We start from the raw sequence: 13,459 nt of genomic DNA, 5'->3' as shown, positions 1-13,459 counted from the left end.
TTAAGCCTTATCCAACTGCAAGAGAGCCTCAATCTCTGCCAGAGTGCTAGCTTGTGAAATGGCTCCACGGAGTTTGGCAGCGCCAGATGTTCCACGGAGGTAGTGAGGAGCGAGGCCACGGAACTCACGAACTGCTACGTTTTCTCCTTTGAGGTTAATCAAGCGTTTCAAATGTTCGTAGGCGATTTTCATCTTGTCCTCAAAGGTCAAATCAGGTAGGATTTCTCCTGTTTCAAAGTAATGGTTGATTTGGTTGAAGAGGTAAGGATTTCCCATGGCAGCGCGGCCGATCATGACTGCATCAGCACCGACTTCTTCGATGCGTTGTTTGGCTTCTTGGACAGTACGGATATCACCGTTGGCGATAAATGGAATCTTGGTCAAAGCTTGAGCTACGTCGTGTAAGGTCTCAAGGTCTGCATGACCTGTATACATTTGTTCGCGGGTACGGCCATGCATGGCGAGGGCAGAAACGCCTGCAGCTTCAGCAGCGAGGGCATTTTCAACTGCCAGAGATGGGTCGGCCCAGCCGGTACGCATCTTGACAGTAAGTGGAATATCAAGGACAGACTGGACCTTGTTGATGATAGAGTAAATCTTATCTGGATCCTTGAGCCACATAGCGCCAGCTTCGTTCTTCACGATTTTGTTAACTGGGCAGCCCATGTTGATATCCACGATATCGGTTTTGGTGTTTTCTTGGATGAATTCTGCTGCGCGTGCTAGGCTGTCTTCGTCACTACCAAATAGTTGGATAGAGACAGGGTTTTCGCCTTCGTCGATATGAAGCATGTGCAGGGTTTTTTCGTTGTTGTATTGGATTCCCTTGTCAGAGACCATTTCCATGACAACGAGTCCAGCTCCGAGCTCTTTTGCAATAGTACGAAAGGCTGAGTTTGTCACGCCAGCCATAGGCGCTAAAACGGTACGATTGGGAATCTCAACATTGCCAATCATAAAGGGTGTATTAAGATTTGTCACGAATGAGTTCCTCCAGGTCGTTTTCATCAAAGTTGTAAGTAGTTTGGCAGAATTGACAAGTGATTTCTGCCCCGTGGTCTTCCTCTTTCATTTCCTGTAAGTCTGAGCTTGGAAGGCTGGCAAGAGCGTTCATAAAGCGTTCATGACTACAGTCACATTGGAAACGAATTTCTTCTTCAGAAAGACGCTTGTAGGCCTCGTCCCCGTAGATAGCCTTGAGAAGGGCTTCGATATGGTCTTCACTTTCGAGAAGAGTTGAGATAGCTGGCATTTCTTGGATGCGTTTCTCAAAACGGGCAATCTCTTCTTCCTTGGCTCCTGGTAAGACTTGGACTAGGAAACCACCTGCAACCTTGACCTTGTCTTCCTCGTCTAAAAGGACATTGAGACCGACTGCTGAAGGCGTTTGTTGGCTTTCAGTCAGGTAAAAGGCAAGGTCTTCACCAATTTCCCCAGAGATAAGGGGAGTCATAGAGTTGTAAGGATTTCCAGTACCGTAGTCTGTGATAACGAGGAATTGACCATTTCCAACAAAAGGTCCAACTAGAACTTCACCAGTTGCAGTCTTTTTGATGTCAACACCAGGATTTTGAACGTAGCCTTTGACGTTCCCTTTGGTATCAGCAACGGTGATGATAGCACCTAGAGAGCTAGAGCCCAGTACCTTAACTGTTAGTTTGGTATTCCCTTTTTCATTGGCTGCGAGAATCTGGCTGGCGATAAGAGTTCGACCAAGCGCTACAGTTGAGCTAGCTTGGGTTTGGTGTTTTTCTTGAGCAGTACGGACGGTTTCTGTGCTATCAAGGACAAAAGCACGAAAGGCTCCGCTTTCTGATATAGTTTTAATAATTTTATCCATAGCTACTATTTTAGCATAAAAATGCCCAAAGGTGGAGCCGTGTGTTTGTTGATTTTCAGGATAATGGACTAGGAAATCAGCATGAAAATAAAAAGAGAAACAGATTATTTCAGCATTTGTAAGATTTATGCTATGCTTAAGGTAGAAAATGAAAGGGGTAACAAATGTATTTAGGAGATTTGATGGAAAAGGCCGAATCTGGCCAATTTTCAATCCTTTCCTTTCTATTACAAGAGTCTCAGACGATTGTCAAGGCTGTAATGGAGGAAACAGGATTTTCAAAAGCAACTCTAACCAAATATGTCACCCTGCTCAATGACAAGGCTTTGGATAGTGGCTTAGAGCTGACTATTCACTTAGAAGATGAAAATCTGCGTCTGTCTATCGGTCCAGCTACCAAGGGGAGAGATATTCGGAGCTTGTTTTTGGAGAATGCTGTTAAATACCAGATTCTTGTTTATCTTCTCTACCACCAACAGTTTTTAGCCCATCAGCTGGCTCAAGAATTGATGATTAGTGAGGCGACGCTTGGCCGCCACTTGGCTGGTTTAAATCAGATTTTGTCAGAATTTGACTTATCCATCCAAAATGGCCGTTGGCGAGGCCCAGAACATCAGATTCGCTATTTCTATTTCTGTCTTTTCCGTAAGGTCTGGTCCAGTCAGGAGTGGGAAGGTCACATGCAGAAACCAGAGAGAAAACAGGAGATTGCTACACTAGAAGAAATCTGCGGTGCGAGTTTGTCTTCGGGGCAGAAATTGGACTTGGTTCTCTGGGCTCATATCAGTCAACAACGTCTCCGTGTCAATGCCTGTCAGTTTCAAGTGATAGAAGAGAAAATGCGAGGGTATTTTGACAATATTTTCTACCTTCGTTTGTTGAGAAAGGCTCCGTCCTTTTTTGCTGGTCAACACCTTCCTCTAGGGACTGAGGATGGGGAGATGATTATATTCTTCTCTTTCCTTCTATCTCATCGTATTCTTCCTCTTCATACTATGGAGTATATTCTTGGTTTTGGAGGGCAGTTGGCAGATTTGCTGACGCAATTGATTCAAGAAATGAAGAAGGAGGAGTTGCTGGGGGATTATACAGAGGATCACGTTACCTACGAACTCAGTCAGCTTTGTGCTCAAGTCTATCTATACAAGGGCTATATCTTACAGGATCGCTACAAGTACCAGTTAGAGAATCGTCATCCATATTTACTCATGGAACATGATTTTAAGGGAACGGCAGAGGAGATTTTTCATGCCTTGCCTGCCTTTCAGCAAGGAACGGATTTGGATAAGAAAATTCTCTGGGAATGGCTCCAGTTAATCGAATATATGGCTGAAAACGGTGGCCAACATATGCGGATTGGTCTGGATTTGACATCTGGTTTTCTTGTCTTTTCAAGGATGGCAGCTATTTTAAAACGGTATTTGGAATACAATCGTTTTATCACCATTGAAGCCTATGACCGAACTCGGCATTATGATTTGCTGGTTACCAATAACCCGATTCATAAGAAGGAACAGACCCCAGTCTATTATTTAAAAAACGACTTGGATATGGAAGATTTGGCAGGGATTCGTCAGTTATTATTTACCTAAAAGGCTTGGTTAACCCAGGCCTTTTTGTGAAATTCACACAATCTCCTCACATTTTTTAAAAAATTAAAAAAAGTTGATGAACGAGAAAGCGCTTTATTTTGTATACTAGTTAGTGTAAAGAGGAGACATCCTCAAGAACATTATCAGGAGGACAGCACATGTCACAAGAAAAATACATCATGGCCATTGACCAGGGAACTACAAGTTCTCGTGCCATTATTTTCAACAAAAAAGGAGAAAAAGTTAGCTCGAGTCAAAAAGAGTTTACTCAGATTTTCCCTCAAGCTGGTTGGGTAGAGCACAATGCCAATGAAATTTGGAACTCTGTTCAGTCAGTTATTGCGGGTGCTTTCATCGAAAGTGGTGTCAAGCCAAATCAAATCGAAGCAATAGGGATTACCAACCAGCGTGAAACAACTGTCGTCTGGGATAAGAAAACAGGCCTTCCTATCTACAACGCAATTGTTTGGCAGTCACGCCAGACAGCACCTTTGGCTGAACAACTAAAAAGCCAAGGTTATGTGGAAAAATTCCATGAAAAAACTGGTTTGATCATCGATGCTTACTTCTCTGCTACCAAGGTTCGTTGGATTTTGGACCATGTAGAAGGCGCTCAAGAGCGAGCAGAAAAAGGAGAATTGCTCTTTGGTACCATTGATACTTGGTTGGTTTGGAAATTGACAGACGGTGCATCTCATGTAACGGATTATTCAAATGCAGCCCGAACTATGCTCTACAATATTAAAGAACTTAAATGGGATGATGAAATTTTGGAAATTCTCAACATTCCTAAGGCTATGTTGCCAGAAGTTCGTTCTAACTCTGAAATCTACGGTAAGACAGCGCCATTCCATTTCTACGGTGGAGAAGTGCCAATCTCAGGTATGGCTGGGGACCAACAGGCAGCCCTCTTTGGACAGTTGGCCTTTGAACCAGGTATGGTCAAGAATACTTATGGAACAGGTTCTTTCATCATCATGAATACTGGTGAAGAAATGCAGTTGTCTGAAAATAACCTCTTGACAACGATCGGTTACGGAATCAATGGCAAGGTTTACTATGCCTTGGAAGGTTCAATCTTCATCGCAGGAAGTGCCATTCAGTGGCTTCGTGACGGTCTTCGCATGGTTGAAAATTCACCAGAATCTGAAAAATATGCCCGTGATTCTCACAACAACGATGAAGTTTATGTCGTTCCAGCCTTTACAGGTCTAGGAGCTCCATACTGGAATCAAAACGCTCGTGGTTCTGTCTTTGGCTTAACTCGTGGAACAAGTAAAGAAGACTTTATCAAGGCGACTTTGCAATCTATCGCTTATCAAGTGCGTGACATCATCGACACCATGCAAGTGGATGCGCAGACAGCTATCCAAGTCTTGAAAGTAGATGGTGGTGCAGCCATGAACAATTTCCTCATGCAGTTCCAAGCTGATATTTTGGGAATTGACATCGCACGCGCCAAAAACTTGGAAACAACAGCTCTAGGTGCAGCCTTCCTAGCAGGTTTGTCAGTGGGCTATTGGAAAGACTTGGATGAGTTGAAACTCTTGAACGAGACAGGAGAGCTCTTTGAACCATCTATGAACGAATCTCGCAAGGAACAACTCTACAAGGGCTGGAAGAAAGCTGTAAAAGCAACCCAAGTTTTTGCGGAAATCGACGACTAATATTGGAAGAATAGAGCGACTTAGTTAGAAAGTGTGTAAATATGGAATTTTCAAAGAAAACACGTGAATTATCAATTAAAAAAATGCAAGAACGTACCTTGGACCTCTTGATTATCGGTGGAGGAATCACAGGTGCTGGTGTAGCCTTGCAGGCGGCAGCTAGTGGTCTAGATACTGGTTTGATTGAAATGCAGGACTTCGCAGAAGGAACATCTAGCCGTTCAACAAAATTGGTTCACGGAGGTCTTCGTTACCTCAAACAATTCGACGTAGAAGTGGTGTCAGATACGGTTTCAGAACGTGCAGTAGTTCAACAAATTGCTCCACATATTCCAAAACCAGACCCAATGCTCTTGCCAGTTTACGACGAAGATGGAGCCACTTTTAGCCTTTTCCGTCTTAAAGTAGCTATGGACTTGTACGATCTTTTGGCAGGAGTTAATAATACGCCAGCTGCTAATAAGGTCTTGAGCAAGGAAGAAGTCTTGGAACGCCAGCCAAACTTGAAGAAAGAAGGCTTGGTAGGAGGCGGGGTTTACCTTGATTTCCGTAACAACGATGCGCGTCTCGTGATTGAAAATATCAAACGTGCTAACCAAGACGGTGCCCTCATTGCCAACCACGTGAAGGCAGAAGGTTTCCTATTTGATGAAAGTGGCAAGATTACAGGTGTGGTAGCTCGTGATCTCTTGACAGACCAAGTCTTTGAAATCAAGGCTCGTCTGGTTATCAATACGACAGGTCCTTGGAGTGACAAGGTGCGCAATTTGTCTAATAAGGGAACACAATTCTCACAAATGCGTCCAACTAAGGGAGTTCACTTGGTAGTGGATTCAAGCAAGATCAAGGTGTCACAGCCAGTTTACTTTGACACAGGTTTGGGTGATGGCCGTATGGTCTTTGTTCTCCCACGTGAAAACAAGACTTACTTCGGTACAACTGATACAGACTACACAGGTGATTTGGAACATCCAAAAGTGACTCAGGAAGATGTAGATTATCTACTTGGTATTGTCAACAACCGCTTCCCAGAAGCCAACATCACCATTGATGATATTGAAAGCAGCTGGGCAGGTCTTCGTCCATTGATCGCAGGCAATAGCGCTTCTGACTACAATGGAGGAAATAACGGAACCATCAGTGATGAAAGCTTTAACAACTTGATTGCAACTGTTGAATCTTATCTCTCTAAGGAAAAAACGCGTGAAGATGTTGAGTCTGCTGTCAGCAAGCTTGAAAGCAGTACCTCTGAGAAACATTTGGACCCATCTGCAGTTTCTCGTGGTTCGAGCTTGGACCGAGATGATAATGGTCTCTTGACCCTTGCTGGTGGTAAAATCACAGACTACCGTAAGATGGCTGAAGGAGCTATGGAGCGCGTGGTTGACATCCTCAAAGCAGAATTTGACCGCAGCTTTAAACTCATCAACTCTAAGACATACCCTGTTTCAGGTGGGGAATTGAACCCAGCAAATGTAGACTCAGAAATCGAAGCCTTTGCGCAACTTGGAGTGTCACGTGGTTTGGATAGCAAGGAAGCTCATTACCTAGCAAATCTTTACGGTTCAAATGCACCGAAAGTCTTTGCCCTTGCTCATAGTTTGGAACAAGCACCAGGACTCAGCTTGGCAGATACATTGTCACTTCACTATGCAATGCGCAATGAGTTGGCTCTGAGCCCAGTTGACTTCCTTCTTCGTCGTACCAATCATATGCTCTTTATGCGTGATAGTTTGGATAGCATCGTAGAGCCAGTTTTGGATGAAATGGGACGATTCTATGAATGGACAGAAGATGAAAAAGCAGCTTACCGTGCTGATGTCGAATTAGCTCTTGCTAACAACGATTTAGCAGAATTAAAAAATTAAGAAAAAATAAAAGAGGTGGCGGGCAGGACTCCTTGCCGCCCGCCCCTTCTTTTTAATGGAGACAGAAAGATGATGAATGAATTATTTGGAGAATTTCTAGGGACTTTAATCCTGATTCTTCTAGGAAATGGTGTTGTAGCAGGTGTAGTTCTTCCAAAAACCAAGAGCAACAATGCAGGTTGGATTGTGATTACCATGGGTTGGGGGATTGCAGTTGCGGTTGCAGTCTTTGTATCTGGCAAGCTCAGTCCAGCTCATTTAAATCCAGCTGTGACAATTGGTGTGGCTTTAAAAGGTGACTTACCTTGGGCTTCCGTTTTGCCTTATATCTTAGCCCAGTTCGCAGGGGCTATGCTCGGTCAGATTTTGGTTTGGTTGCAATTCAAGCCGCATTATGAGGCAGAAGAAAATGCAGGAAATATTTTGGCTACTTTCAGCACAGGACCAGCTATCAAAGATACTGTATCAAACTTGATTAGTGAAATCCTAGGAACTTTTGTATTGGTATTAACAATCTTTGCTTTGGGTCTTTACGATTTTCAGGCAGGTATTGGAACCTTTGCAGTGGGTACCTTGATTGTCGGTATCGGTCTATCACTAGGTGGAACAACAGGCTATGCCTTGAACCCAGCCCGTGACCTTGGACCTCGTATCATACACAGCCTTCTTCCAATTTCAAACAAGGGAGACGGAGACTGGTCTTATGCCTGGATTCCTGTTGTGGGACCTGTTATCGGTGCAGCCTTGGCCGTGCTTGTATTCTCGCTTTTCTAGTTTATACTCAATGAAAATCAAAGAGCAAACTAGGAAATTAGCCGCAGGTTGCTCAAAACAATGTTTTGAGGTTGCAGATAAGACTGACGAAGTCAGTCACATATATACGGCAAGGCGACGTTGACGCGGTTTGAATTTGATTTTCGAAGAGTATTAGAAAACAATTATGTTGATAGAGCTTAGGCAAAAACCCAATTTCAGCAAAAAATAAAGTAAATCTTCTCACAATAAAACGCATAGTATCAAGTTTTTCAATACCTGATATTATGCGCTTTTCTTATCGTTAAGTTTTTTTCTCCAGTCTCTTTTTCGATTGAAGATGTAAGTATTCTACTAACTAACTTCTTAGTACTAGCCAACAACGATAATCATAATTCCTCCTAAAATTAGGAATAATAAAGGCAATAGTTTTTGTTTTTTCATGTGAAATACCTCACTTTTATTTTCTTCTATTTTATGCTAAAATATTAAAAATTAAAAACTATTCCCATATATGCTTATTGGAGAGATGCTATGAAAAAATTTGGAGAAATTTTTAAAAAGTTTCGAGAATCGAGAGGGTTTCGCTTAAAAGATGTCGAAAAAGCTGGTATATCAACATCACAGCTCTCACGTTTTGAAAAGGGAGAGACTGATTTAACCATTTCAAAATTTATGGCTATTTTGGATGAAATTAACATGCCTATTGATGAATTTATGTATGCTGTTCATGATTTTCATCGTGATGAACTGAACGAACTCTTATCAAAGGTTAGGCATTTTGTATCAAATCATGATGTTGATGGGTTGAAAAAACTACTTTATTCTCAGATGGAGTCAGATTCTAAACAAGAGAAATTTCATAAGCTTAACATTATTTTATTAAAAATTCGTTTACAAGATTTATCTGGAGAAGCTTATTATTCTGGTGATGATTTATCTTATTTAACTGACTATCTCTTTAGTGTTGAATATTGGGGATACTATGAATTATTGATTTTTTCAAATACTTTAGATGTCCTAAAACACGATGTCTTCATGCTTTTGGCTAGAGAGATGTCTAGACGTTCTGATTTTTATAAAGAAATTCCTAATAATAGACGACTGATTTCATCTATGCTATTGAACGGGTATATCACATGTATTGAAAGAGGAAAATTTCTTGATGCTTTGTATTTTGAAAAACGACTAAACCAATGCTTTTTCACTGAAACTGAAATTTATGAGCGATTGGTATTTCAGTATGCCCAATATCTATATCGCTATAAAAAAGAGATGGATTGTAAAGCAATTATTGAAATGAGGAAGTGTATTGGAGCAATGAAATTAGCGGGAAGTAACCATTTGGCAAAGAATTATGAAAGGCACTTAGAAAAAATTTTAGCAAGTAAAAAGTAATACGCAGATATGGGAAAGGAAGTATCTCGAAATAATATTTTGGTAGAATTGTCTTTAGAAATTTCAATTACGGTTGTTTTATCAGTTCATTGTATTTGAGCGATAGGATTTTTCGAAGTTGTCACCATAATTATGAATTTTGAGGTATTTAATATGCAAGTTCTATCTCCATATATTTTAAGAAAGAAAAGTGAAACAGGAGAATTATTTTTCAATAGTAAAAATAATCACTCTTAATAAACAGCATCATATATAGGTTAATTAAATTATTGTATAGTCTCAGTTGGAGTTAATTTGTTTATAACTTTTAGACTGAGGCTTTTATATCTATTCGCTTTCTTTTAGATAGGCTTATTTATGAAATTTCTAAAATACATTAAAACTAATATTTTTATCTATTTTTTAATAGGAGTGCTTTTGAATAGTGGGATGGCTCTAATAAAGCCATTGTTATTGGATAAGCTATTGAATATTCGCGAAGAGCAACTTACAATTGGTACAATTTCATACTTTGTTTTATATGGCCTGTGTTTACACCTGTTTTTTTATAGCACGATGTTGCTAGCAAATTTTGTCAGTAATAATCTGCAGCGTCATATGCAAATTCGGTTAAAAGATCAGCTTATTAAGAAACTATTTTTGAAAGAAAATGTTGTATATGATGAAAAAGTTTCAATTGTTACACAAGATATGGAACTGCTCTATAATCGCTTCTTTTTACCCCTGGATATGATAGTTGGAAGAGTTTTTATACTTTGTACAACGATTGTTTTTATTTTGGTGCAAAATTTTTGGCTTGGTATTGTTTTTATTGTGTTCTCTTTTCTTCGACCATTACCTCAATGGGTAATGAATAATCGTTTAATGAAAAGTGGTGCAAATTTTTCGGAAATGCAAAAAGCTTTTCATCTATCTGTAGGAGATTTTTTTAAGGGAGCAGATACGATATATTTTTATGGCGCTAGTAAAGAAAACTTTGCTAAGATGAGAAAAAACAACGAGTGTTACGAGAATGCTCGTTGGAAAAATGAATGGACTAGCAATGTCGTTTATTTTTTCAATGGTCCTTTAGAATTCCTTAGTCAGGTACTACCTCTTGCACTTGGTCTTTTATTACAAAAGAGCGGTATAGAGTTAACAACAGCTAGTTTGGTCTCTATGTATATAGCTACAATGAATCTTAGCGGACCTATTCAAAGAATTATGTATAGCATATCTGATATACAGCGATCGCAAACAGTGAAAGAAAAAATATTTTCATTATTGGAAGAATCTTGTTTAGAAACATCATATCCGACAGTCGAATCTTTAGCTGAGCTAGTTTTGGAGGGCGTTTCAAAACAGGTTGGAGAGCAAGTGCTCTTTTATGATTTGTCACTTAGATTAACTAAGCCAAGTAAAGTTTTAATAAAGGGAGCTAGTGGTACCGGAAAGTCAACTCTCCTACAGTTGGTAGCAGGAAAGATAAGTCCGAATAGTGGTAGAATTATCGTACGTGATAAATCAGGTCGAGAATTTACTCATTATCAAGGGAATGTCGCTTATATCTCTCAGAATCCATTTTTCATACATGGGACAATCCGAGAAAATTTAACATTAGGACAGGAGATTTCAGATAAAGAATTACTCTGTTGCCTAGAACAAGTTGGCTTAACGAATGAAATCACCAATATCTTGGATTATCAACTGATAAATAATGGAGAAAACATTTCAGGTGGACAACGTTTACGACTTGAATTAGTTCGCTGTCTGCTTCGACAAAAAGACATTGTGTTGGCGGATGAGGTTACATCATCCTTAGACAAGGACAATGCATATCAAGTGCGCCAGTTACTTTTGCAGTTGCCTATCATTTTGATTGAAGTTGCTCATCATATTGATTCAGAAACGGTTTATAATCAAGTAATTGATTTGGGAAAATATAGAATAAAATAAATAGACTTGTTCGGCATCTTGTCGGCTATAATATATATGCTATAGTATGGATTGTTTTAGCTGATTTAAAGATGTGAAACCTAAAAACTATGGCTAAGTTGGAATGTTAAAAATTCAATTTCTGACCACCTAATCTTGTGTCAAATAGTTATCAAACAAAGTCTACTATACCATTTATCAGTTAAATATTTTTATGTTATAGGAGCGCTATATGTCTAATTCATTTATCAAATTGTTAGTATCTCAATTGTTTGCAAATTTAGCAGATATTTTCTTTAGAGTAACCATCATTGCTAACATATACATTATTTCAAAATCAGTAATTGCCACATCACTAGTTCCCATTTTAATAGGGATATCCTCTTTTGTTGCGAGTCTCTTAGTTCCTTTAGTTACTAAAAGGTTAGCACTAAATAGGGTTTTATCTTTATCCCAATTTGGAAAGACTATATTATTAACGATACTGGTAGGAATGTTTACCGTAATGCAATCAGTAGCGCCTTTGGTAACCTATCTATTTGTTGTTGCAATTTCAATATTAGATGGTTTTGCAGCACCTGTTTCCTATGCTATTGTGCCACGCTATGCGACCGATTTGGGTAAGGCTAATTCAGCCTTATCAATGAGTGGTGAAGCTGTTCAATTGGTAGGGTGGGGGTTAGGTGGACTCTTATTTGCAACAATTGGGCTGTTGCCTACCACGTTTATTATTTTAATCTTGTATATAATTTCTAGCTTTCTGATGTTATTTCTTCCTAAGGCTGAAGTGGAGGTGTTAGAGTCAGAAACTAATCTTGAAATTTTGCTCAAAGGTTGGAAGTTAGTTGCTAGAGATCCTAGATTAAGACTTTTTGTATCAGCAAATTTATTGGAAATTTTTTCAAATACGATTTGGGTTTCGTCTATCATACTTGTCTTTGTAACTGAGTTATTAAATGAAACGGAAAGTTACTGGGGATATTCTAATACAGCATACTCTATTGGTATTATAATTAGTGGCTTAATTGCTTTTAGGCTATCTGAAAAGTTCCTCGCTGCTAAATGGGAAAGTATTCTTTTTTCTCTTGTAGCCATGGCAATAGTGACACTGACTATTCTATATTTTCCAAATGCACAGATGTTTTTAGTATTTTCAGCTTTAGTCGGTATGTTATCGCAACTAAAAGAAGTTCCTGAAAGTGTATTTCTTCAGGAAACAGTAGAGGAAAATAACTTGGTTAATGTCTATTCCGTTCTTGAAGTGATTTCGACACTAGCATTTTCAGTATTTGTTTTGCTAATGAGCTATATTACTGAAAATTTTGGTATTAGCATCAGTTTTTGGCTATCAGCAATTTGTCTGATGATAGAAGCTATTTTAATTTATATCAGACGAGATTATTTTAAATGAGAGACTGGTTAAAAAGTATTTAAAGTCAGAAAAGCGCATAGTATCAGGTGTTGAAATGAACTGCACCCCAAAAGTTAGATTTTTTCTGTCTAACTTTTTGGGGTCAGTACAAAAAAACTTGATATTGTGCGTTTTATTATGAAATTGAATTATGAAGAGAAAGTTCAAATCCATGAACTAAAAAACAAGGAATCAGCTTAAAGCAACTTTCAACTATATTTGGAGTAGGTATTTCTAAACTAACATACATGTTTAGTTTGTTTTGATCGTTATGGGATTGAAATTGTCAAGAAAGGGCAGAATCGCGATTATTCTCCAGAATTAAAACAAAAAATGATTGATAAAGTTCTTCTTGAAGGTCGTTCGCAAGGAAGTGTTAGTCTTGATTATGCCCTCCCAAACCAAGGAATGCTTCCAAATTGGCTGGCACAATACAGGAAAAACAGGTATACTATTGCTGAGAAAACAAGAGGAAGGTTAGCTAAAATGGGACGTAAACAGAAGAAAACTTGTGAAGAAATGACAGAATTAGAACGATTTAAGGAGGAGAATGAACGCTTACGTACTGAGGTAGCTTACCTAAAAGAGTTAGAGGAAAGAGTCGAAGCTTTACAGCTAGAAAGTCAGAATCCTTTACCGTTTCCTTCATCAATTTTTTGTTCTTGAATTTTATTTATTGTGTGAATAATTTTGTCTCATTATTGGAATTCAGTTTTAAGAGTTATTTGAATTTTTTATTTTAAGAAATTAGATAATAGAAGTATTTATAGTTTTTAAATTATGATATAATGAATAAAGTTAACTATTCTTGGTAATATGATAGGAACTAATCCTAAAAAGATAAATCATGATATGAGAAAAAGAAAAAAGGAGTTTGACGGGTCAATGTCATTAAGTTAAGAAATTCAAATACAATTCTGTATTTGGGTTTCTTTTTTATGTGATAAACTTATAGTTAAGGAGGGATTTCCCATGATAAAACAAATAAAAGCCCACTTGAATAATAGTATTCAGAG

At 38.7% G+C, this 13,459-nt stretch carries 9 protein-coding genes and 1 pseudogene; 8 read left to right on the top strand and 2 right to left on the bottom strand.

Going from position 1 to position 13,459, the window contains the following annotated elements:
* Positions 1–981, bottom strand: coding sequence for a tRNA dihydrouridine synthase DusB (gene dusB / locus CYK18_RS08845; RefSeq protein ID WP_033678731.1), 981 nt, complete (start codon positions 979–981; stop codon positions 1–3).
* Positions 968–1,840: an Hsp33 family molecular chaperone HslO gene (hslO, locus tag CYK18_RS08840; protein ID WP_000357854.1), complete on the bottom strand. Its 873-nt coding sequence runs from the start codon at positions 1,838–1,840 to the stop codon at positions 968–970. The genes dusB and hslO overlap by 14 nt, the downstream gene beginning before the upstream one ends.
* 164 nt (positions 1,841–2,004) lie before the next feature.
* Between hslO and CYK18_RS08835 the strand changes: the two genes are divergently transcribed.
* The 8 genes and pseudogenes from CYK18_RS08835 to CYK18_RS11140 all read left to right on the top strand — a co-directional run.
* Positions 2,005–3,432 (top strand): AcpB/EbpR/MafR family transcriptional regulator, encoded by a 1,428-nt coding sequence (locus CYK18_RS08835; RefSeq protein ID WP_101786205.1) that lies wholly within the window; start codon positions 2,005–2,007, stop codon positions 3,430–3,432.
* A gap of 158 nt (positions 3,433–3,590) precedes the next feature.
* Positions 3,591–5,099, top strand: a complete 1,509-nt coding sequence (glpK, locus tag CYK18_RS08830) for a glycerol kinase GlpK (RefSeq protein ID WP_101786203.1) — start codon at positions 3,591–3,593, stop codon at positions 5,097–5,099.
* Positions 5,100–5,140: 41 nt separating this feature from the next.
* Positions 5,141–6,967, top strand: a complete 1,827-nt coding sequence (glpO, locus tag CYK18_RS08825; RefSeq protein WP_101786200.1) for a type 1 glycerol-3-phosphate oxidase — start codon at positions 5,141–5,143, stop codon at positions 6,965–6,967.
* Positions 6,968–7,036: 69 nt separating this feature from the next.
* Complete coding sequence (locus tag CYK18_RS08820; protein ID WP_101786198.1) at positions 7,037–7,741, top strand: MIP/aquaporin family protein; 705 nt, start codon at positions 7,037–7,039, stop codon at positions 7,739–7,741.
* Positions 7,742–8,254: 513 nt separating this feature from the next.
* Positions 8,255–9,118: a helix-turn-helix domain-containing protein gene (locus CYK18_RS08810; RefSeq protein WP_000713268.1), complete on the top strand. Its 864-nt coding sequence runs from the start codon at positions 8,255–8,257 to the stop codon at positions 9,116–9,118.
* A gap of 357 nt (positions 9,119–9,475) precedes the next feature.
* Positions 9,476–11,053 carry an ATP-binding cassette domain-containing protein gene (locus tag CYK18_RS08805; RefSeq protein WP_101786195.1) on the top strand — a complete coding sequence of 526 codons (1,578 nt, stop codon included), beginning with the start codon at positions 9,476–9,478 and terminating at the stop codon, positions 11,051–11,053.
* A 211-nt stretch (positions 11,054–11,264) separates the two neighbouring features.
* Positions 11,265–12,443 carry a ryptide export MFS transporter gene (locus tag CYK18_RS08800; protein ID WP_101786193.1) on the top strand — a complete coding sequence of 393 codons (1,179 nt, stop codon included), beginning with the start codon at positions 11,265–11,267 and terminating at the stop codon, positions 12,441–12,443.
* Positions 12,444–12,581: 138 nt separating this feature from the next.
* Positions 12,582–13,037: pseudogene (locus CYK18_RS11140) on the top strand (transposase); the annotation flags it as partial.
* Positions 13,038–13,459 lie beyond the last annotated feature (422 nt).

Origin of the sequence: Streptococcus mitis (assembly GCF_002860865.1) — a bacterium.
In the GTDB taxonomy this organism is placed as follows: Bacteria; Bacillota; Bacilli; order Lactobacillales; family Streptococcaceae; genus Streptococcus; species Streptococcus mitis_AT.
Note: the sequence above shows the minus strand (reverse complement) of the source record. Positions and strands in the feature narration are given on the sequence as shown.

Bases quoted from the DNA above. Each gene is read 5' to 3' on its own strand.
- hslO (WP_000357854.1), bottom strand. From the start codon at position 1,840: ATGGATAAAATTATTAAAACTATATCAGAAAGCGGAGCCTTTCGTGCT.
- CYK18_RS08835 (WP_101786205.1), top strand. From the start codon at position 2,005: ATGTATTTAGGAGATTTGATGGAAAAGGCCGAATCTGGCCAATTTTCA.
- glpK (WP_101786203.1), top strand. From the start codon at position 3,591: ATGTCACAAGAAAAATACATCATGGCCATTGACCAGGGAACTACAAGT.
- glpO (WP_101786200.1), top strand. From the start codon at position 5,141: ATGGAATTTTCAAAGAAAACACGTGAATTATCAATTAAAAAAATGCAA.
- CYK18_RS08820 (WP_101786198.1), top strand. From the start codon at position 7,037: ATGATGAATGAATTATTTGGAGAATTTCTAGGGACTTTAATCCTGATT.
- CYK18_RS08810 (WP_000713268.1), top strand. From the start codon at position 8,255: ATGAAAAAATTTGGAGAAATTTTTAAAAAGTTTCGAGAATCGAGAGGG.
- CYK18_RS08805 (WP_101786195.1), top strand. From the start codon at position 9,476: ATGAAATTTCTAAAATACATTAAAACTAATATTTTTATCTATTTTTTA.
- CYK18_RS08800 (WP_101786193.1), top strand. From the start codon at position 11,265: ATGTCTAATTCATTTATCAAATTGTTAGTATCTCAATTGTTTGCAAAT.